Source organism: Bradyrhizobium sp. T-1 (assembly GCF_053592855.1).
This window is the reverse complement of sequence record NZ_CM132115.1, coordinates 3087383-3105849: the sequence shown is the minus strand read 5'-3', so window position 1 is coordinate 3105849 and position 18467 is coordinate 3087383. Positions and strand designations below refer to the sequence as shown.

The following is an 18467-nucleotide window of genomic DNA, read 5'->3' as shown; positions in this document are numbered from 1 at the left end:
TCGAATACGGGCTACGCCGGCGCGGCGGCGGTACGGTCAACCAGCAGCTCGATCTTCACCAGGACATGGGCGATGCGATCGAGGATGTGCTGTATATTAGCTTGCGCTTGCACGCTGTCGACCGACCAGGCGTCGGTGACGAGCCGCGCGCCGACGCACAGCCGCAATGCGGCTTGCGGCGCACCGTCCGGCTGCATCAGCCGGACCGGTTGGCCGACGAGACAGCGCTGCGCGGCAACCTGGCGGTCCGCGGCACCGCCAACAATGGCATCGTTCATGTCGCGCGCAAGCGCGCGGTGCACGGCGCTGGTGTCGGCGACGGACACTGGCTTGCCGTTGCGCAGCAGCGTGAACGGAAAGATCGAAGGCTGCACAAATTCTTCATCATCGGCATCAGTAGCGTCGACGGGCGCCGGTACGGCACGCAGCGACGGCGACAATGTGATCATGCTGTCGATGCCCGATGCAAGCTCGGCAAGCGCCCTGGCGCGGAACGCGCCGGGCACGGCGTAGTAGCTGCCGATTTCGGCCAACGCGGCTTCCCAGCGCAGCCATTGACCGAAATTCGGCCGGCGCTCGAAACGCGAGCGCAGCGCCGTCCACGCCATCGGCCAATCGCAGCGGCCGGCATAGTCGAAGAAGCCCGGTGCGATCCCTTCGATCCGGTCGAGCGCCCGCGACAGACCCTTCGGAACCAGCAGCGCGCCGCTGAAGGCAGGCCCGCCGAAGAACTTCGAACCCGTCATCAGCACCATGTAGCCGCGATCGAGATACGAGCGCAGCCGCCGGCGGCCGAGCCGCGCCTGGCAGGCATCGACGACGACCTGAACCTTGCGCGGCCAGCGCCGCGCGATCTCATCGAGACAGGCGGCACTCGGCGCGCGCCAGCCGAGCTTTGACGAATCCATGATGTGCAACAGAACGCGCCGGCCTTGCGCGAGGCTGTCCTCGATTGCGCGCATGACCGCCGCATCTGCGTCAGTACGCATCCCAAGGCCGGATGTGGCGTCCAGCAGAGGCACCGCGAGACTGTCACCGGCGAGGCCCGCGATCGCGGCGTCCTTGCGCACGGCAATGCCGCTCGCCGTCATCGAGCTGAAATGGTGCCCGCGCGCGGACTGCACCGTACCGCTGCCGGTCTGGTCGGCGCCGACCACGATCGTCACCGGCGGCGCGCCGAGTACGGCGCGGGCCAGGAACAAGGCATGAAGCTGGGAGTCTGTACCCGATGGCGAGAACACGATTTCGACGCGCGGCGGCAGCTGGAAGTGACTGCGCAGCTCATCGCGCATGTCCTCGCAGCGCCGGTCGAAGGCGATCTCGACCTCATCAAACAGCGATTTGTGGACCAGTTCCTCGCGCGCCAGCGCAGCGCGCTCATAGGCGGCTTGCGAGATCGTCGATGCGGTCGAGGAGGCGAAATTCCAGATCTCCGGCTCGGGCGACGGCGCGCAGCCATAGGCGTTGACGCGTTCTTCCGGGTCGAGCGCGAGGCGCTGATCTCCGCCGGAGGCGAGCAGCGTATCCAACGGCGTGAAGAGATCGCGCAGGCGATAGCGCGCCCCCCCTTCGGACGCTCGCTCGATGTCCGACAGACGGGATGCGCCGATGCTCATCCCGACTGGCTCACGCCGCGTCAGCTGCCGCAGCCGCGGGCACGGCTGCGAATTGCGAGGCAATGTCGCCGTGGAAGACCGACGGGCCGACATGGTCGAGCGAGCTCTGGATATCGGCCCAGATCTCGCCGCCGATATCAGTCCAGCGCTTGCAGAAGGCGAAGTCTTCGGAGAGATAGGTCCCGGTTGCGGGATCGATCATGCATTCGAACAAGGCGAAGCGGTTCGGGCTCGTGACGAGCGAGTCATGCGAATGCTCGCGGAAGAACTGCAGATTGGCATAGTCCGGATGGCGGCACATCGCCTCCAGCGCCTGGCGGCGGATCATCAGGAAACCGGTGCCGGCATAGCGCACGCGGGTGAAGCCGTTGACCACCACGATGCGATCGGGATCCTCGATCTCGAGCACGTAGTCGAGCGAAGCCGCCGTCACATCGGTCCGCCCCGCCTTGATCGCGCGCGTCGCCTTGTCCCAGTTCACCCGCTTGATCGGATAGCAGCCGGCGACAACGTCGGCGCCGCACTCGATCAGCCGGAACACCTGCTCCGGCTTGAAGCCGATGTCGGCATCGATGAACAGGAAATGCGTCGCATCGGGATCATCCAGGAACATCGCGACCAGATTGGCCCGGGCGCGCGTGATCAGCGCATCGCCGTCCCGCAACAGCACCTTGAGCCCGAGGTTGGACATGCCGTGCACCGCGCGCTGGAGCGCGAAGATGGAGCTCGCGTAAATGCTCGACACCTGCCCGCCGAAGCAGGGCGTCGCCACCACCAATTGCATCTTGTCCGACATCGACGGCTCCGCGTGCCCCGCTCAAATCCTCACCAAGAGGTAAAGAGGCATGGTTAACGACGCCTTAATGCGTCCTTACAGGAACTTGACCAGCGAGAGCTGCGCGAGATTGGCGGTAGTCTGGTAGGACGCCTGCAGCGCGTTCTGGAGCGAGAGGATTTCGCTGGCGACCTGGTCGGGCGATGCCGACTCCGCCTGGTCGACGATGGTCTGGAGCTGCGCCTTGGCCTGGGTCTGGCGCGTGGTCGCATCCTTCATCGTGTTCTGCGCCATCGCGATGTCGGTCTGGATGTCCTCGATCTTCTGCTGCCCGGGCTGCGGCGTCAGCGCCTGCGTCGTGCGCAGGCTCAGCGCCGCAACCTGCCCGCCCGCATACTGCCCGGTCGGCGAGGTCGAGAACGTGCCGAATACGGCGATCGCCTGCAACTGCTTGCGGATCGCGTCCTCGTCGGCCTGCGCGCCGTATTGCACCGTAACGGAATCATCCACCCGCGCCACCGCGGTCGAGCGCGCCGAGCCCGGCCCGTCATTGCCGGTGTACCATTTCACGGTCGTGGCCGTGCCGTTCACCAGGCTCGTCGCCGAGCTTGCCGGCGAGCTGCTGGTGTCGACGCGCAGCGGCGGCTGCGTGGCCGTAATCGGCGTAGAGGCGAAGCCGAGCGCGCCGAGCGCGGCGGTGGCGCCTGCAGTCCCGCCCGAAATGTTCAGGCTTGCGGCGTCGTCGGTATTGATCGTGATCGAGCCGCCATGGATGGTCGACGGCTTCGAGGTGCCCGTGATGGCGTCGATCTTGCTCATCAGGGTCTGGATACTGTCGGTGACGTTGAGCTGGTTACCGGTCGCGCCCGAGGCTACGAAACTCAGCGTCGTGCCGTTGACGGTGATGGTATCGCCCGGCGAGAAGCCGGGCGCAATCGAGTCCGAGGGCGAGGTGCCTGACAGCGCGGTGGTTCCGCCGATCGGCGTGGACGCTTGACTGGTCTTGGCAGCGCCGATCGCCGAGCTGTCCGTATTGAAGAAATTATCGCCGGCCTCGACCGCGGACGCCGCCACCAGCGAGGTGCCGGCGAGCTTCTTGATCGCGGTGTTCAGCGCGGTGTTGAGGTTCGCCGATGTGATGGCCGGGTTCGGGGGAACCGCCGGAATGATATTGGGATTGCCGGGATCTATCGCAAAGCTGCCGACCGGCGTCGGCGTCGCGCTGGACGCCGTCAGATCGATCTGCTCGGTCGAACCGTCAGGCAGCGTGAACTGCACGCTGAGCTTGTCGCCGTTGTTCGGATTGACGCCGTTGAGATTGACCGAGAACGACACCGGTGAACCGCTCGGACCGGTGATGGTCGCGCCCGTCAGCGTCGAGGAGACGGCCGCGATCTTGAGCCCGAACGGCGACGTCGCCGAATCCTCCTGCACCTGGATCGCGCCTGACGGCAGCGTCGACTGCACCAGCCGCCCCATGCCGTTGGCGCCGAGATCGGCGGCCTGACGCTCCGCCATGACGGTCTTCAGGCCCGCCTGCGTCGTGGTGCCGTTGATGATGTCGCCGGCGTTGGCGACCGACTGCGTGTTGAACGCGGTCCCTGAGAACAGGTAGCGATTGCCCGACTGCGTGTTGAGCACGCCGACCATCGAGCCGAACTGCGCGGCGGCGGTGTTCTGCGCCACCGTCTGGCCGTTGACGTTGAGATCCTGCGCCGTGGTGGCCGAGCCCGTCTGCACCGTATTGCGGATCGTCGTCAGGGACTGCAGCGCGGTATTGGCGAGATTGATGTTGACGTTGACGTTGGTGATCGTGTCGGTATAGGCGGCGATGTTCGAAAGCTGCGCGCGCGAGGCGATCGCAAAGCCTTCGTTGGTTCCCATGCCGGAATAGTTCTGCGACAGCTTGCCGGTCGAGAGCTGCGTCGACAAGTCGGTGAGCTGCTGGTTGATGTTACGGATCTGCGCGCCGAGGACTGACGAGCCGTAGTTGATGCTGCTGATCGACATGTTTCAGAGCCCTGTACTGATTACCCTTGAGCCTGGATCAATGTATTCATCATGCTCTGCACCACCGACATGACATGGGCGTTGGCGGCGTAGGCATTCTGGAGCTGGATCAGGTTCGACATCTCCGAGTCCAGATTGACGCTGGAGGTCGAGTTGAACTTGGCCTGCAGCGTCGAGACCACGACGCTCTGGCCCTGCTGCAGCTGGGTCGCCTGAGTCGAGGCGTTGGCCTGCACGCTCAGGAACTGCTGGAGATAGTTCGAGACGCTGCCGGTGAACGGCTGGCTCGCCGAACCGAGACCGGTCTGCGGCGAATAGGAATACACAGCCGTGGTGAGCTGCGAGTAGAGATAGTCCGAGCGCGTGGTGTCGCCGGCGGGCGTCACCGGCGACGTGCTGTAAACCGACAACCTGGTCGGATCGGTGCTGAGCTGCGTGTTCACGGCGATGCGGCCGGCAAGGCCGGTCATCTGCGAGCCCGATGCCGTGATCGCGCCGGTATAGAGCGCCTGGCCGCCGTCGGTGAACAGCGGCAGCTGCGGACCGCCCGAGGTCAGCGACGAGACCGTCTTGGTGCTCGACGCCGAAGTGATCTTGGCGAGGCCGCTGTTGTCGTCGGTGACGCGCAGCGTCGTTGCGGTCGCCGGCGACGGGGCGGCGGAGAACGTCAGGTGCGAACCCGACAGCGCGGTGTTGAGCGCGGAGGCAATCGCGCCCATGCCGCCGGAAAAATTGACGCCGACCTGCATCGGATTGGCGTTGGTGGCGTTCGGCAGCGGCAGCGCCGCGGGATCGGTCACGTTCACCAGCGTGACCTGGCGCTGCGTGTTGGTGGAGTCGGTATAGGTGATGTTGACGGTATTGCCCGGCTGCGCGCCGGCAAGATCGATGTCGAAGCCGGCGGGCGGGCCGGAGACAGCGGTGCCCGCCGTGGTCTTGTCCGACAGCGCGCTCGACATCGTCGCGGCGAGCTGGTCGACCTGGTTCTGCGCCTGCACCAGCGTCTGGTCGCGCAGCTTGAGATCGGCCGCGATCTGGCCGGAGGAGACAACGTTGTTGCCGGCGACGTCGATCGACGAGCCGTTCGGCAGCTTGATGGTGAGCGCACCGACCCCGGACTTGGCCGGATCGACGTTGTAGAGCGACGTCGCCCCCAGCGTCCCGGCTGACGTGAAGGAGAATTGCGAGGCGAGCCCCGCGCCGACCAGCTGGATGCCGGTGGTGGTGTAGATGTTGGCCTGGTTCGACCCGTCGGTGGTGACGCGGACGTCGACATATTTGGACAGCGAGTTGATGGCCTGGTCGCGCTGGTCCATCAGCGTCGCCGCGGACGGATCGGTCGGTGCCAAGCCCTGGAGCTTGGTGTTGATGTCGGCGATCTGGTTCAGCGCCGCGTTGGCGGCTTGCGACGAGGTGCCGAGATCCTGCTCGACATTGGAGCGCAGCGACTGGATGCCCTTGGTGGTGACGTTGAGCTGCGTCGCCAGCGCCTGCGCCGCACCGAGCGCAACCGTCTGCGCCGACGACGAGCCCGCGCTGGTCGAGAGCGCCTGGAGCGAAGAGGTGAAATTGTTCAGCGCGGTTTCGAGCGTGCCGCTGTTGCCGGGCGTGCCATAGACACTCTGAAGCTGCTTCAGAATGTTGGCCATCTGGTCGGCATAGCCGCTGCCGCCGGTCTCGGTGCGCAGCTGGTTCTGCACGTAGCTGTCGATATCGCGGCTGACGCCGGTCGTCTTCGCCGTCGAGCCGAAATCACCGGTGGTGACTTCGATCTGGTTCGGCGTCTGGGCAACGTAACCCGGCGTCTGCGAGTTTGCGACGTTCGAGGAGACGATCGAGAGCGCGGCCTGGTTGGCCCGCAGACCGCTCATCGCACTGGCAAGGGCTGAACTCAAACCCATCTTACTTGCCGCCTTTGGTTACGTTACGCGCCAATCAGCGCAACACGTTGAGGAGGTCCTGAACCATCGAGTTCGCCGTCGTGATGACCTTGGTGTTGGCCGAATAGGCCTGCTGGGTCACGATCAGCTTGGTGAACTCGTCGGCGATGTCGGTGTTGGATCCCTCCAGCGACGAACCGCTGATAGTGCCCGAGGCACCGGCGATCGCAGGACCCGACTGGTCGGTCACGGCATAGGCGCCGCCGTCCATCGCCTTGAGATAGTTGGTGCCGTTGAAGTGCGACAGCGTCACCTGCGCGAGGTCGAGGTTCTGGCCGTTGGAGAAGGTGCCGACCACCAGACCGTTGTTGCTGACGGCGACCGAACGGAGCTGACCGGCCGCGTAGCCGTTCTGCGTGATGGTGTTGATGGTCACCGCGCCGCTGGTGCTCGCGTATTGCGTCAGGCCGCCCGAGGAAATGTTGAGAGCAACCGAGCCGAGCGATTGCCCGCTGACGGTGACGTTGCTGAGGGTGATGCCCGAGCCGGCCGGCGAGGAAAGCGATCCGTCGGCGGCAAAGGTGAAGGACTGCCCCGCGTTCACCCAGCCGACCGTCGTGCCGGTCGCATTCGGATCGGTCTGGTAGAACAAATTCCAGGTGTCGGTATGACCCGTGCCCAGCGACGCGCTGTCGGTCTTGGCCCAGCGCAATTGCAGGTTCACCGGGGTGCCGGCCGCATTGTAGGCGGTCACCGCGCCGCCGCTGATCGATTCCTTGGTGAAGGTGGCAATGTCGTTGCCGATCACGGTGCCCGTACCGGAGGTGCCGCCGCCGCCGCGCGCCTTGGTGACGGTTGACGTGAAGCCCAGCGCGGCAAACGCGCTGCTGTTGCTGCTGGTCACCGTCAGCGTGGGGTTGGCAATACCGGTTTGCAGTGTGATCACGCCGTTGGAGATCGAAGAGCCAGTCGCGCCGCTCAGACCGTCGATCTTGCCAAGCAGCGTCGTGATGTCATCGGTGATGTTGATCTGGTTCGCGCCGGACGCACCCGAAGCCATGAAGGTCAGCGTCTGACCGTTCACAGTGATGGTATTGTTGACGGCGAAGCCCGATGAGAGGACTTCCGCACCGCCAGCCGTCGCAGAGCCGCCCAACACGGTCGAGCCGGTGATCGCCGGTGTCGACAGCACGTTGCCGCCGCGCGTCACACTGCTGATGCCGAGCAGGCCAGCCGCTGCGCCGGAAACCGTGATATCGCTCGTGGTGTTGGTTGTGATCTGGATGTTGCCGCTGGATGTCATCGACGCGGCAGCGGGAGCGCCGCCGGCGCCTGTCACGATCGCATTCAGGATGTCGGACATCTTTGAGGTGGTGCCGCCCAGCAGACCGATCGTGGTCACGTTGCTGGCTGTCGAGGTGCCGGAAACGGTGGCGTCAAACTTGATCGTCTGGGTGCCGACAATCATCTGCGTGCCAGCGAGGCTGGTCAGCAGCGTGTTGTTCAGATGCGGGCTCGTGCCGGAATCAAGCGACGTGCCGCTGGTGACCGCGGCTGAAGAGCTGTCCAGCAGCGCCACCGAGCCCGTTGCGGTTGTCGCCGTATAGGCCGAGCGCAGATTGCCCGTGGCCGCCGCGCCGGAGACCCCTGCACTGACATAGGGCGGGGGCGGCGTGCCAATGATCAGCGGATTGGATGCGAAATCGGACGGGTTGAGGCCGCCGGCTGCGAGTAGCGTGCCGCTGACTGCCGTCGAGCTTGCCACCGTATTCGGCTGGGACGGCAGGTTCGCTGCATATTGGATCGAGGTCGTCGCCTGCGCCGGGACGAAGTTGTTCTGGAATTGCAGCACGGTCGGCACGCTGCCGGTCGGATTGCCGGTCTTCGGGTCAACCGCGACGCCCATCAGGTAATAGCCGGCGCCGTTGACGAGGTTGCCGTTGGCGTTGACCTGGAAGTCGCCGCGGCGGGTGTAATAGGAGACGCCGTCGAACACCGGCACGTTGTCGACGACGCCGCTCGCCTTCTGAACCGAGAAGAAGCCGTCGCCGGTGATCGCCATGTTGGTGGCGACGCTGGAGGACGAGATCGTGCCCTGGGTGGTGATGGTTGCCTGTGCGTGCGCAGTGACGCCGCCGGCGACCTGCTTGCTCGGCACGGACGCGTCCGGGATGAGATCCTCGAAGCTGGTCCCGATGCCCTTGTAACCGGTGGTGGACGAGTTCGCGATGTTGCCCGAGATGTTCTGAAGCGCGTAGGACTGCGCCTGCAGGCCACCCACCGAGGTGTTCATTGCATCGAAGATACCCATAACTTTGTCTCCAAATCCGATCTCGGCGGCCGGCAGACCCGTGGCCGCAGTCGGAGGAGACGTCGCAAGGCCTATGCCAATGCGGGTATTTTCATGAAATCAATGACTTAAATGGAGATGCCCCGGTCGGACGACCGGGGCATAATTGCCGGACCGGCAACAATTGCCGGGAAAACACGTCAAATGGCGCCTTAGGTCGCCGACGGCGTCGCCGGGTGGAACACCAGCCCGAAACCGTCGATGCAGTAGCGCAATCCGGTCGGCTTCGGACCGTCATCGAAGACGTGACCGAGATGGCCGCCGCAGCGCCGGCAATGCACCTCGGTGCGCACCATGCCGAAGGTGCGGTCCTCGGTCTTGCCGACATTGCCCTCGATCGGCTGGTAGAAGCTCGGCCAACCCGTGCCGCTCTCGAACTTGGTCTCGGACGCGAACAGCGGCAGGTCGCAGCCGGCGCAGGCGAAGACGCCCTTGCGGTGCTCCTTCAGCAGCGGGCTGGAGCCCGGCCGCTCGGTGCCTTCCTTGCGAAGAATCTCATATTGCTGCGGGGTGAGCTGGGCCCGCCACTCCGCATCGGTCTTCTCGATCTCGAACTTTTGCGCGGCTTTCTCTCCAGCCTGGGCCGGCGTTGCTCTCAGCCAGCGGAAGGCCGAAAGGCCAAACAGGCCGGCGACAGTCGATAGCAGGATGCGGCGGTCAAACATCTCATTCTCCGTGCGCGGGGACCACGCCCTGAGATACGGGCTCTAACGGCTGATGTTACACTTCCAGGCGAAGTTTTTCTTCCCGCTTAATGCGGGACGCCCTGCTCCTGGGAGGCGGGTTCCGCCTCCTCCGTCACAGCCGGCTGCGGCCGCGCCGGGGCCACCCGCGGCCGAACCCCGGGCGGCTGATGACGCGGACCGGTGCCGGCGGCCCGGTTGGCCTCGGCCAGCCGCGCCTCGCGCTCCCTGTCCTTCATCCGCACCCGCTCGCGATAGCGCGCGAGAGACCCCGCGGCAGCGGAACTCGCCCTGGCCCAGATGCCGACCAATTGGCCCGCGACGCGTCCGGTGGTGCCGCCCGCCCAGACCAGCTCAAACGGCGAGAACAGCTTCCAGCGCTCGTCACCCCACAGGATGCTGCGCGCGATCAGCTGTCCGGCCATGGCGGAGGTGTTCATGCCCTGGCGGCCGAGGCCGCTCGCCACCCACAGGCCTTTGCGCAACTGGCCGATCTGCGGCATGCCGTGCACGGTCTGGCCGGTGGCTCCGCCGAACGTCTCGGAGATCTCGACATTGCCAAGCTCAGGGAAGATCGACCGGATCCGCCGCTTGATGCTACCTGCAAAGCGCTGCGGCCGCGCCGCCCAGGTGGTCTCCGGGCTCTCCCACATCAGGCGGTCGCCGTCGACGATGCGGAAATGATCGACGCCATCGGAATCCATCACTGATCCCTTGAAGCTGATGATCTCGTGCAGGCGCTCGCCAAGCGGCGCTGTGATCCCTGCGTATCTCCAGACCGGCAGCAGCGTCTCCGACAGGCGCCGCAAGGGTGCGCCGAGATGGATGTTGCCGGCGAGCACGATGTGGGAGGCGCGCAGCCGCGCCGAGGGCGTCACGATGCGCTTGCGGATGCCGGAATGATCGATGCTGACGACCGGCGTATCCTCGAAGATGCGGGCGCCCGCGCGCCGCGCCAGCGCCGCAAGGCCATGCACATATTTGCGGCCATCGACCTGGAACGCTTTGGGATAATAAACGCCGTGGAAGTAACGATCAGTCTTGAGCGCCTCGCGCACCCGATCAACCTGCCAGCCTTCGGCCTCGGTATCGAAATCCTCGTTCAGCATCTGGAGCCGGCTGATCAGCCGGTCGCCGGCATCGACATTGGAGACCTCCAGCACGCCACCGGTGAGGCCTATGCCCGGCATATTCTCTTCGGTCGCGTTGGCGCGGACGAACTCGGCGCCCTCCTTCGAGAGCGTCCACAATTCACGGGCGTCCTCGAAACCGATGCGCTCGATCAGTTCGGTGAGCGGCAGCGCAAAACCCGGCGTCACCGTACCGAGTTGGTTGCCCGAGGCATTCCAGCCGATATGGCGCCCCTCGAGCACCGCGACGCTGGCCCCGAGCCGGGCCGCCTCCAGCGCAATGGAGAGTCCCGCCAATCCGGCTCCTATCACGCAGATATCGGCGTCGAGGTCGAACGACAGCCGCGTACGTTCACGAAAGCCGGCTTCGTCCTGGGACACGCTTGTGAAAGTCTCGCTCATGTCGTTTTCTTAGAGCATGATCCGGAAAAGTGTGCAGCGGTTTTCCGAAAAGATCATGCTCAAAACAACAATTTAAAGCGTGATGACGCTTTGTCCTGATCTCATCGCGCTTTAAAGGACCCATCGGGCGCTTGTGACCTTGTCCCTCAACGCCCGCCTGTAGATTATTCTGGACGTGGAACGATTCGAGAATGCCATGCGCCGTTTGATGCTGCTGCGTCACGCCAAGACCGAGACCGACGCGCCGAGCGGCCGCGACCAGGACCGCCGGCTCGACGCGCGCGGCCAGCGGGACGCCGCGGAGATGGGCGACTGGATCGCCACCCATGCGCCTGCCCCCGAGGCCGTGCTGGTGTCGCACGCCGTCCGTGCCCGGCAGACCTGGGACATCGCCTGGCAGGCGATGAAGGACCGCGTCGCAGCGCCGCAGGTCGAGATCCTGCCGGAACTCTACGGCGCCGATCCCGCGCAGATTCTCGAAACCATTCGCACTGCAACGATACCGGCCAACCCCAAGCAGCTGTTGTTGGTCGGGCACAATCCCGGCATGCACGAGGCCGGCTTGATGCTGATGGGCAGCGGCGATCCGGCCAGCGCCAAGGCGCTCGCTGACAATCTACCCACGGCGGGGCTTGCGATCCTGGACTTTGACGTCAAGGATTGGGGTGACGTGGCCTACCGCCGCGGCAAACTGGTGCTGTTCGTCAGCCCCAAGTTGCTTCGACTGGGGTGAGACGCGCGGGCGCCGTCTCGACCGGTTGATCCAGCTTGGTCAATAGGAGGCGCAGATGTTCAAGTCCATTCTCGTGCCCATCGACCTCGCCGACACCGATCTGGCGAAGCCTGCGATTGAAACCGCTGCAACGCTGTCGCAGAACTGGAGCGGATCGATCCGGCTGCTCAACGTACTGCCGATGACGCCGGTGATGCTGGCCGAATACGTGCCGGCCGATTTCGACGAGCAGCAGCGACAAACCTCTGAAGAGGCACTCGCCATCGTCGCCCGTGAATCCGGGATCGACGCCGCCCACATCTCCGGCGTGGTGCGGCAGGGCGGCATCTATCACGAGATCCTCGAAGAAGCCGCGCACATGAAGGCCGATCTGATCGTCATGACCTCGCACCGGCCCGCGATGCGCACCTACTTTCTCGGCTCGAATGCCGGACACGTGGTGCGCTATGCGAAGTGTTCGGTTCTGGTCGTGCGGCACTAACTCGGAGCAATGACGTGAAGCAATGGTGGCGGAGATGGACCTACGAGGTCCCGCTCGCGATCGGCGATGCGCTGTGGGACGTGCTGGTCGTGCAGCTGGCCGCGCTGCTGGACAGGCTGACGGTACGGAAGGTCATCGCCTTCATTCCCGTCGTTATCCTGATAGGCGCCTACTATCACAGCATCCCGATTCCGCCGGAGCTGATGCTGATCGGCGATTTCCTTGCCTATATCGACATCTTCTCGGCGCTGTTCCTGCTCGGCGTGCTGAGCCGCATCACGACGATCCTGTTCGTCGTCAAACAGGCGGCTGCCCGCATCGCATCGCTCGGCGGCGACGTCGTTGCGCGGATGCAGCGTTTCGATGTCCGGCATCGGCGCCAGCGCGGCGCTCCGGTGCGGCCTCGCCGCAAGTCTGAGAGTTCCGAGGACGATCGAGCCTGTGGCGGTGTGTGGGGCCAGGTCGCGTTGGCTTGATCCGACCTCAGTTGGTGGCCCGGATTACGCTTCGCTCCATCCGGGCGACAAGGCCCAACACCTTGCGTTGCCCAGCGGACAAAACACGCTAGTCCTGGGGCAATACCCGCCACCGAAGATATTCCACTTTACCGAAATTCGGAAATGACGCATGGGTTGCGCAACCCGGCCCAAGGAAGAGGGACGTATCGCGATCGTCACGAACGCGGGCCGGACTGCGGTGGGCGTGGGTCACATCGGGCGAAGGGTTTTGCAGGGCGGGCAATCGTGAGCGAGGCCGTCGCCCACACGACGGTGTGACCCGCGTACGGCAAAATCGTGTGGTCCTGGCGCCCGGAGTCTGTGCGCCAAGGCTCGTGGTGATGCGTGTGGTTCAACCGGGCTCACGCATCAGTCATCTGCGAGACGACGGGGGCAATAGTGCATCGCTCCCCGGGGAGAGCGCGACATAAACCGTAAAGCCACTGCGCAGGAAGAGTTCACCCGCAAAAATTCACGATATATCAATATGATGCGATTTTTGTATCCCCATTTGTGTCGCGATCCGCTAACGGGCTCCTCAGTTGTGCATATCTGCGATGTTCCCCTCGATGCTGACATTACGTGCATTCTGTCTGGGCCCGTCGCAGTGCTTGCATTTCGCTCGCCTCTCGTCGCGGGGACGTGCGCTGGTGCGTTCGCGGGGTGGGGCATGAACTGACGGGGGATGGCTCAAACGCCCGCCTGGGCGTCTCTGGCGGGGTTTGCCGACACGTCTCATTCAATCGATGAGGTGACGCGACACGCTCCAGCAACCGCTAGCCTTGGCCAGTCGCCGCTGGGTTCTCTGAGAGACGTAGAAACGATGCCTGCGGTCGGACTGCTTTGCCATCTTGAGATGGATCAACCGCGTCCATTGCCCGAAACCGCAGTTTGTATCCTGAGCCATTCTTCGGAGGGTCAGGCATGGATGCAAGTACGGAGCCTCGCAACATCCCCCTCTTGCAGCCACCCAAACGCGACCTGCGGCTCGATTTCCTGCGTGGCATCGGGCAGTGGATAATCTTCCTCGACCATATCCCGAATAACTTCCTCAACTGGTTCACGCCTCGCAACTACGGCTTCAGCGACGCAGCGGAATTCTTCGTCTACATTTCCGGCTATTCGATCGGATTTGCTTACGGACCAGCCGTTCAGAACGGACAGCTTTTGGCCGCAGCGAAGCGGCTTTGGGCGCGAGCGTCGCAGCTTTATGTCGCGCACATCTTTCTGTTTCTATTTTTTGTCGCCCAGATCGCCCGGACCGCGGCCCGCTTTGACAACCCAATGTACAAGGACGCGTTCAACGTGGCGCAATTTCTAGACCGTCCCGACATCATGATCGGGCAGGCACTCATGCTCAAATATAAGCCGGTCAACCTCGATGTCCTTCCTCTGTACATCGTGCTGGTTCTCGCCGCGCCAGCACTATTGTGGTGCCTGCTGCGCCGACCGAACGTGACCTTGCTCGGCTCTGCAATCCTCTATTTTTCTGCCCGATATTTCGATTGGAATTTGCCCTCGTTCCCGGGAGGCAAATGGTATTTCAACCCGTTCGCATGGCAGTTCTTGTTTGTATTTGGCGTCTGGTGCGGCTTTGGCGGTGGGCCGAGGATAAGGTCAACGGCGCTCTCTCGCCCGATCACCATTATCGCGGGGGCGTGGCTCGCCTTCTCGTTCCTGATCGTCATGACATGGCATGTGCCGAGCTTGGAGCGATTTGTACCAGAGGCTCTACGTCGCGCGATTTATCCAATCGACAAGTCCAATCTCGATCCCTTGCGTCTCACCCATTTCGTGGCCGCGCTGATCGTGTTGCTGCACTTCCTCCCACAGGGTACGCCGTGGCTCGGCTCCAGACGACTGCGTCCGCTGATCCTGTGTGGTCAGCGCTCGCTTCCTGTGTTCTGCTTTGGCGTCTTCCTTTCCTTTGCTGCTCACTGGATCCTTGTGCAGGTCAGTGGCGGCGTCTTCGCCCAGATGCTCGTCAGCATCATAGGCATCTCCCTGTTGGTGGGCACAGCATGGCTCGCGACTTGGTATCGTAGCCTTCCGACCCTATTCGCGGCCCCAGAGCACTACGCGCCAGTCGGAAACGCTGAAACCGATCAGCCTCCGTAGTCGAGGCCAAGTTACTTTGGGAGGGGCAGGTAAAGGGGGGTACGGGCGACGGCAGCCTTTCAAGCTAATTTCTGCGCGCTGCGCGGTACTGGACGGTGTAGCGGCGGAGCTACGGCGGATCATCGTTCAGCCGGGTGACTACCGTGACTAAAGGAAGATTTGCGGCTCACGGCCTAGTCGCCGCAAATCCCCAAACTTTATGAATTTTGAACCAGCGCTCACCCAAAAAGTGGGACGGACGGCCATCTTCTGACGGGCCTCCGCATTCAATCGTCGAGAATTGTCAGATTGTCGCAGACAATTCTCGATTTCAAAGAAATTCAAGGCCTGAAGCCGGCCTTTCTTGCGCATTCCATGTACATGGCCCTCCGCCGTTCCGAGAGGCCGTTTCCCTGTGACGGGGTTCCGGGCAACGCCTCGAGTGTTTGGGAGACGCACTTTTCCATCGCGTTGTAGTGGGCTTCGCTTATCGATGGCTGATGCTTCGATGCCGCATAAGTTGTTGTTGTCAGCAGCGTCGAGAGAAGGGCGGTCAGCACGAGGGCGGAACGTGAGTGCTTCATTGCTGTCTCCAAGAGGTTTGAAACTTCACGACAGCCAACGTGGTTGGCTCCGAAGTTCGCTTGCTTGAGCTAGATCAAGGTGCGCTGCGCCAATTTGAAGTGAGTGATGCTGCGCCTGCGAAACGACCTGTCTGCGCCCGATGACGGGAGCAACGAGAAAGCCGATGCTGCACTGGAGTAACTCCGAGGGCAAATTCCTAGCGCATGCTCAAAGCGGCATACTCGAAAAAGACCAAGCAAATTGGAATGTACAGAGACGACTGGTTGGAAGATGCATCGTTGCACGCAGATCAATTTGATAAGTCGGACGTGACGTCAATTTTGAAATAGCTTGCCGTGCAACAGCGATGGTCGCGGATGCGCGAATTGTGCATGTCGTCGAGCCATCTACGAAACGTCACCCTGAGCGCCAGATACCATCCTTAATTAACTTTGGCGTGGCGTCCGCGCCGTTGCATTCGGCGCGCGCATCCCGCCGCCGATCCCAGGGCGATTGGAGGCAAATTTGGGGACCGACAGCGAGACTGCGCAGCGCTATCCAAGGATGCAAGTCCTACAAGTGATCGGGATTGATTTGATCAACGGGTCGATGGGTAGCCCGCCGGGAAGTCATCTTCCCTGCGCCCTTTTAGATGAGGGTGAGGCGACGGGCAAAGCTCGGGCGATATGAGCCGCGAGAGGGAAAAGGTGTGTCTGTTTGCTCAGTCATTGCCCGAAGCTGTTGCGACGAAGCAATCCAGAGTCTTCAGCCGTGCGCTGCAGAGCCGGGGCCCATGTATCAGCGCACCGTGTAGTCTCCTGTGTCCCGGCTCCGCGCAACAGCGCGTCCGGGACACAGGCGAGCAAGCTCACAGATACCGTGTCAGTTCGGCCTTGAACTGCCCGTAGACGGCGTCCTCGATCTGGCTGCGCGTGATCCCGATATCGCGCAAGGCGCGGTCGTCAAGCTCGTTCAGCGTCTTGACGGCGGTGCGGCGCTCCAGGCGGTCGAACAGGGCATAGGCGGCGTTGACGAGCGTGGCAAAAAATCCGCTCGACGAGGATGGGCGTAAACTCCGCCCGGCAGTTTGCGAGATCGTGGTCATGTTTCTTCTCCGGCCTTACGTCCCGCACGGCGAAGCAGGTGCCGTTGGCGCAAACGCTGGCAGCGCCTGCACCTCATTTGCCATCGGATTGCTCTCGCTCACCTCGGCTCAATCGCGGAACTTGATGGAACTTAAATGCTCCAGTACACTGCTCGGAGCAAGGAAAACATTGCTCTCGGTGCAATAATGTCAAAGTTCGAGTACGTGAAGCTTGCGGATGCCATTGCCGCAGATATCTCTAAAGGCACGTTAAGGCCCGGCGACCGGCTGCCGCCGCAACGGAATTTTGCCTATGACCGCGGCATTGCGGTCTCGACCGCGAGCCGTGTTTATACGGAGCTTTTGCGCCGCGGCCTCGTGGTCGGCGAAGTCGGCCGCGGCACTTTCATTTCCGGCGACATCAGGCGCGAGGTCGAGAGCATCGCCGAGCCGCGCGACGCGCGCATCGATTTCGAGGTCAATTATCCGCTGCTGCCGCAGCAATGGGCGATGATCGCCAAGAGTCTTGCCGGGCTCGAACGCGTCGATGCGCTCGAATCCGCGCTGCGCGTCTCGACCAGCACCGGCACCAAGAGCGCGCGCAACGCCGCCGCGGCCTATCTCGCGCGCAAGGATTTTGCGCCACAGGCCGAGCAGATCGTCTTCACCGCCAACGGCAAGCAATCGCTCGCGGCCGCGCTCGCTGCGCTCGTGCCGACCGGCGGCCGCTGCGGCGTCGAGGCCCTCACCTATCCTTACGTCAAGAGCATCGCCGCGCGGCTCGGCATCACGCTGGTGCCGATCCCGATGGACGAATATGGCGCGCGGCCCGACGCGATCCAGAAGGCGCATCGCGAAGCGCATCTGTCGGCGCTGTATCTCCAGCCCATCATCCAGAATCCGCTCGGCGTCACCATGAACGCGACGCGACGCGCCGACATCATGCGCGTTGCCGAGAAGCTTGATCTCACCATCATCGAGGACGCGGTCTACGGCTTCCTCGCCGACGACACGCCGCTCGCGGCACTCGGGCCGGATCGCTGCATCGTGCTCGACAGCCTCTCCAAGAAGGTCGCGCCGGGTCTTGCGCTCGGCATCCTCGTCGCGCCGCCTCATTTGCGCGAGAGCGTGATGAGCGCAGTCCGCACCGGCGGCTGGATCGCCTCGGGCCACGCGCTCGCATCCGGACAGCGATTGATGGCCGACGGCACTGTCGCCGAGTTGACGCGGCTGAAACGCATCGACGCCGGGCGGCGCCAGCAGACCGCGTCACGGCTGCTCGCCGGTCACCAGCTCTCGGCCGATCCGCGCTCCTATCATCTCTGGCTGACACTGCCGCCGCACTGGCGCTCGCAGACCTTCGTTGCCGCAGCCGCCCGGCGCGGCATCGCGCTGACGCCGTCCTCGACCTTCGCGGTCGCGCATGGCCATGCCCCGAATGCCGTGCGGCTCGCGCTCGCTCCACCCTCGTTCGAACAGCTCGATTCCGGCCTGCGCACGATCGTATCGCTGCTCGGCACCAAGGAGGAGGATTTCGACTCGACGGAGTAATCCCCTGGCCGTCAGCGCACCGGCCATTCGGCGATGAACCCCCTCGCCTTGTAGGGCTCGATCTTGTCCCATTCGTGCAGCACACGACGACGAAATTCCGGGTCGGTGTACCAAAGCGCGCGCGGCGTCGCAAAACTGTCGACGGTGAGCAGCAGCTTGGTCACCTCGGGCCAATGCCGATGCAGCGTCATCGGATAGCGTCGCGCGGTCCAGGTGTTGCCAAGACAGATCACGCTGCGGATGTTGTGCAGTCCCAGCGCCGCATCGATCACAGGCAGCGAGAGGATCACGTTCTCGCCGGTGTTCATCGCGCGATGCTCCTCGAGGATTCGATCTGCCGGAATGCCCGCGGCGACCATTGCCGCCTTGATGATCATGCACTCGGATTGCTCCGAGCCCGGCGTCACGCCGCCGCTGACAATCGACCAGCGGAAAAGACCCTCGCGCCACAGATGCGCGGCGGTCTCGGCACGGAGGACAACGTCCTCGCGGGTGCCGAACAGAAACAGCAGGTCGGCCGGCCGGAGCGGCGTATCGATCAGATGGGTGCGATTGATCTCGGCGATCTCGTCCGCCGTCGGCAGGCGCGTGCTGCGGTGGGTGACTGTCATCGG

The 18467-nt window shown here is 63.6% G+C and carries 14 protein-coding genes; 5 read left to right on the top strand and 9 right to left on the bottom strand.

Translation table 11 applies throughout. The annotated features are described in order from the left end of the window. Window positions 1-11: 11 nt before the first annotated feature. The 7 genes from ACWAT4_RS14740 to ACWAT4_RS14710 form a co-directional block, all read right to left on the bottom strand. Complete coding sequence (locus tag ACWAT4_RS14740; protein ID WP_212446550.1) at window positions 12-1616, bottom strand: hypothetical protein; 1605 nt, start codon at window positions 1614-1616, stop codon at window positions 12-14. A gap of 10 nt (window positions 1617-1626) precedes the next feature. Next, window positions 1627-2412: a hypothetical protein gene (locus ACWAT4_RS14735; protein WP_212301140.1), complete on the bottom strand. Its 786-nt coding sequence runs from the start codon at window positions 2410-2412 to the stop codon at window positions 1627-1629. 75 nt (window positions 2413-2487) lie between these two features. Further along, entirely contained in the window at window positions 2488-4401 is a 1914-nt protein-coding gene (locus ACWAT4_RS14730; RefSeq protein ID WP_212446551.1) for a flagellar protein, read from the bottom strand. Between the two features lie 20 nt (window positions 4402-4421). Beyond that, complete coding sequence (gene flgK / locus ACWAT4_RS14725) at window positions 4422-6302, bottom strand: flagellar hook-associated protein FlgK (protein ID WP_212301142.1); 1881 nt, start codon at window positions 6300-6302, stop codon at window positions 4422-4424. A gap of 34 nt (window positions 6303-6336) precedes the next feature. Further along, window positions 6337-8592, bottom strand: coding sequence for a flagellar hook-basal body complex protein (locus tag ACWAT4_RS14720; protein WP_212301143.1), 2256 nt, complete (start codon window positions 8590-8592; stop codon window positions 6337-6339). 191 nt (window positions 8593-8783) lie between these two features. Beyond that, on the bottom strand, window positions 8784-9296 hold the full coding sequence (gene msrB / locus ACWAT4_RS14715) for a peptide-methionine (R)-S-oxide reductase MsrB (protein WP_212301144.1): 513 nt from the start codon (window positions 9294-9296) through the stop codon (window positions 8784-8786). An 86-nt stretch (window positions 9297-9382) separates the two neighbouring features. After that, the gene (locus tag ACWAT4_RS14710; RefSeq protein WP_212301145.1) at window positions 9383-10846 is read right to left on the bottom strand and encodes an NAD(P)/FAD-dependent oxidoreductase; all 1464 of its coding nucleotides are present in this window, start codon (window positions 10844-10846) and stop codon (window positions 9383-9385) included. Between the two features lie 196 nt (window positions 10847-11042). On the opposite strand from ACWAT4_RS14710, the gene ACWAT4_RS14705 reads away from it, so the two are divergent. The 4 genes from ACWAT4_RS14705 to ACWAT4_RS14690 all read left to right on the top strand — a co-directional run bounded on the left by ACWAT4_RS14705 (window position 11043) and on the right by ACWAT4_RS14690 (window position 14675). After that, window positions 11043-11579: a SixA phosphatase family protein gene (locus ACWAT4_RS14705; protein ID WP_212301146.1), complete on the top strand. Its 537-nt coding sequence runs from the start codon at window positions 11043-11045 to the stop codon at window positions 11577-11579. 55 nt (window positions 11580-11634) lie between these two features. Next, window positions 11635-12060 carry a universal stress protein gene (locus ACWAT4_RS14700; protein ID WP_449730841.1) on the top strand — a complete coding sequence of 142 codons (426 nt, stop codon included), beginning with the start codon at window positions 11635-11637 and terminating at the stop codon, window positions 12058-12060. A gap of 14 nt (window positions 12061-12074) precedes the next feature. Beyond that, window positions 12075-12536 (top strand): hypothetical protein, encoded by a 462-nt coding sequence (locus tag ACWAT4_RS14695; protein ID WP_449730840.1) that lies wholly within the window; start codon window positions 12075-12077, stop codon window positions 12534-12536. 945 nt (window positions 12537-13481) lie between these two features. Further along, complete coding sequence (locus tag ACWAT4_RS14690; protein ID WP_449730839.1) at window positions 13482-14675, top strand: OpgC domain-containing protein; 1194 nt, start codon at window positions 13482-13484, stop codon at window positions 14673-14675. Between the two features lie 1411 nt (window positions 14676-16086). On the opposite strand, the gene ACWAT4_RS14685 is transcribed toward ACWAT4_RS14690, so the two are convergent. Continuing rightward, window positions 16087-16323: a DUF1127 domain-containing protein gene (locus ACWAT4_RS14685; protein ID WP_212301151.1), complete on the bottom strand. Its 237-nt coding sequence runs from the start codon at window positions 16321-16323 to the stop codon at window positions 16087-16089. A 186-nt stretch (window positions 16324-16509) separates the two neighbouring features. Between ACWAT4_RS14685 and ACWAT4_RS14680 the strand changes: the two genes are divergently transcribed. Then, complete coding sequence (locus tag ACWAT4_RS14680) at window positions 16510-17853, top strand: aminotransferase-like domain-containing protein (protein WP_449730838.1); 1344 nt, start codon at window positions 16510-16512, stop codon at window positions 17851-17853. 11 nt (window positions 17854-17864) lie between these two features. Here ACWAT4_RS14680 and ACWAT4_RS14675 read toward each other — a convergent pair whose 3' ends face one another. Continuing rightward, a complete protein-coding gene (locus ACWAT4_RS14675) occupies window positions 17865-18464 on the bottom strand; it encodes a YdcF family protein (protein ID WP_212446557.1) in 600 nt (199 codons plus the stop codon). Window positions 18465-18467: the final 3 nt, after the last annotated feature.

Bases quoted from the DNA above. Each gene is read 5' to 3' on its own strand.
- ACWAT4_RS14705 (WP_212301146.1), top strand. From the start codon at position 11,043: ATGCGCCGTTTGATGCTGCTGCGTCACGCCAAGACCGAGACCGACGCG.
- ACWAT4_RS14730 (WP_212446551.1), bottom strand. From the start codon at position 4,401: ATGTCGATCAGCAGCATCAACTACGGCTCGTCAGTCCTCGGCGCGCAG.
- ACWAT4_RS14685 (WP_212301151.1), bottom strand. From the start codon at position 16,323: ATGACCACGATCTCGCAAACTGCCGGGCGGAGTTTACGCCCATCCTCG.
- flgK (WP_212301142.1), bottom strand. From the start codon at position 6,302: ATGGGTTTGAGTTCAGCCCTTGCCAGTGCGATGAGCGGTCTGCGGGCC.
- ACWAT4_RS14720 (WP_212301143.1), bottom strand. From the start codon at position 8,592: ATGGGTATCTTCGATGCAATGAACACCTCGGTGGGTGGCCTGCAGGCG.
- msrB (WP_212301144.1), bottom strand. From the start codon at position 9,296: ATGTTTGACCGCCGCATCCTGCTATCGACTGTCGCCGGCCTGTTTGGC.
- ACWAT4_RS14680 (WP_449730838.1), top strand. From the start codon at position 16,510: ATGTCAAAGTTCGAGTACGTGAAGCTTGCGGATGCCATTGCCGCAGAT.
- ACWAT4_RS14700 (WP_449730841.1), top strand. From the start codon at position 11,635: ATGTTCAAGTCCATTCTCGTGCCCATCGACCTCGCCGACACCGATCTG.
- ACWAT4_RS14690 (WP_449730839.1), top strand. From the start codon at position 13,482: ATGGATGCAAGTACGGAGCCTCGCAACATCCCCCTCTTGCAGCCACCC.
- ACWAT4_RS14740 (WP_212446550.1), bottom strand. From the start codon at position 1,616: ATGAGCATCGGCGCATCCCGTCTGTCGGACATCGAGCGAGCGTCCGAA.
- ACWAT4_RS14675 (WP_212446557.1), bottom strand. From the start codon at position 18,464: ATGACAGTCACCCACCGCAGCACGCGCCTGCCGACGGCGGACGAGATC.
- ACWAT4_RS14710 (WP_212301145.1), bottom strand. From the start codon at position 10,846: ATGAGCGAGACTTTCACAAGCGTGTCCCAGGACGAAGCCGGCTTTCGT.
- ACWAT4_RS14735 (WP_212301140.1), bottom strand. From the start codon at position 2,412: ATGTCGGACAAGATGCAATTGGTGGTGGCGACGCCCTGCTTCGGCGGG.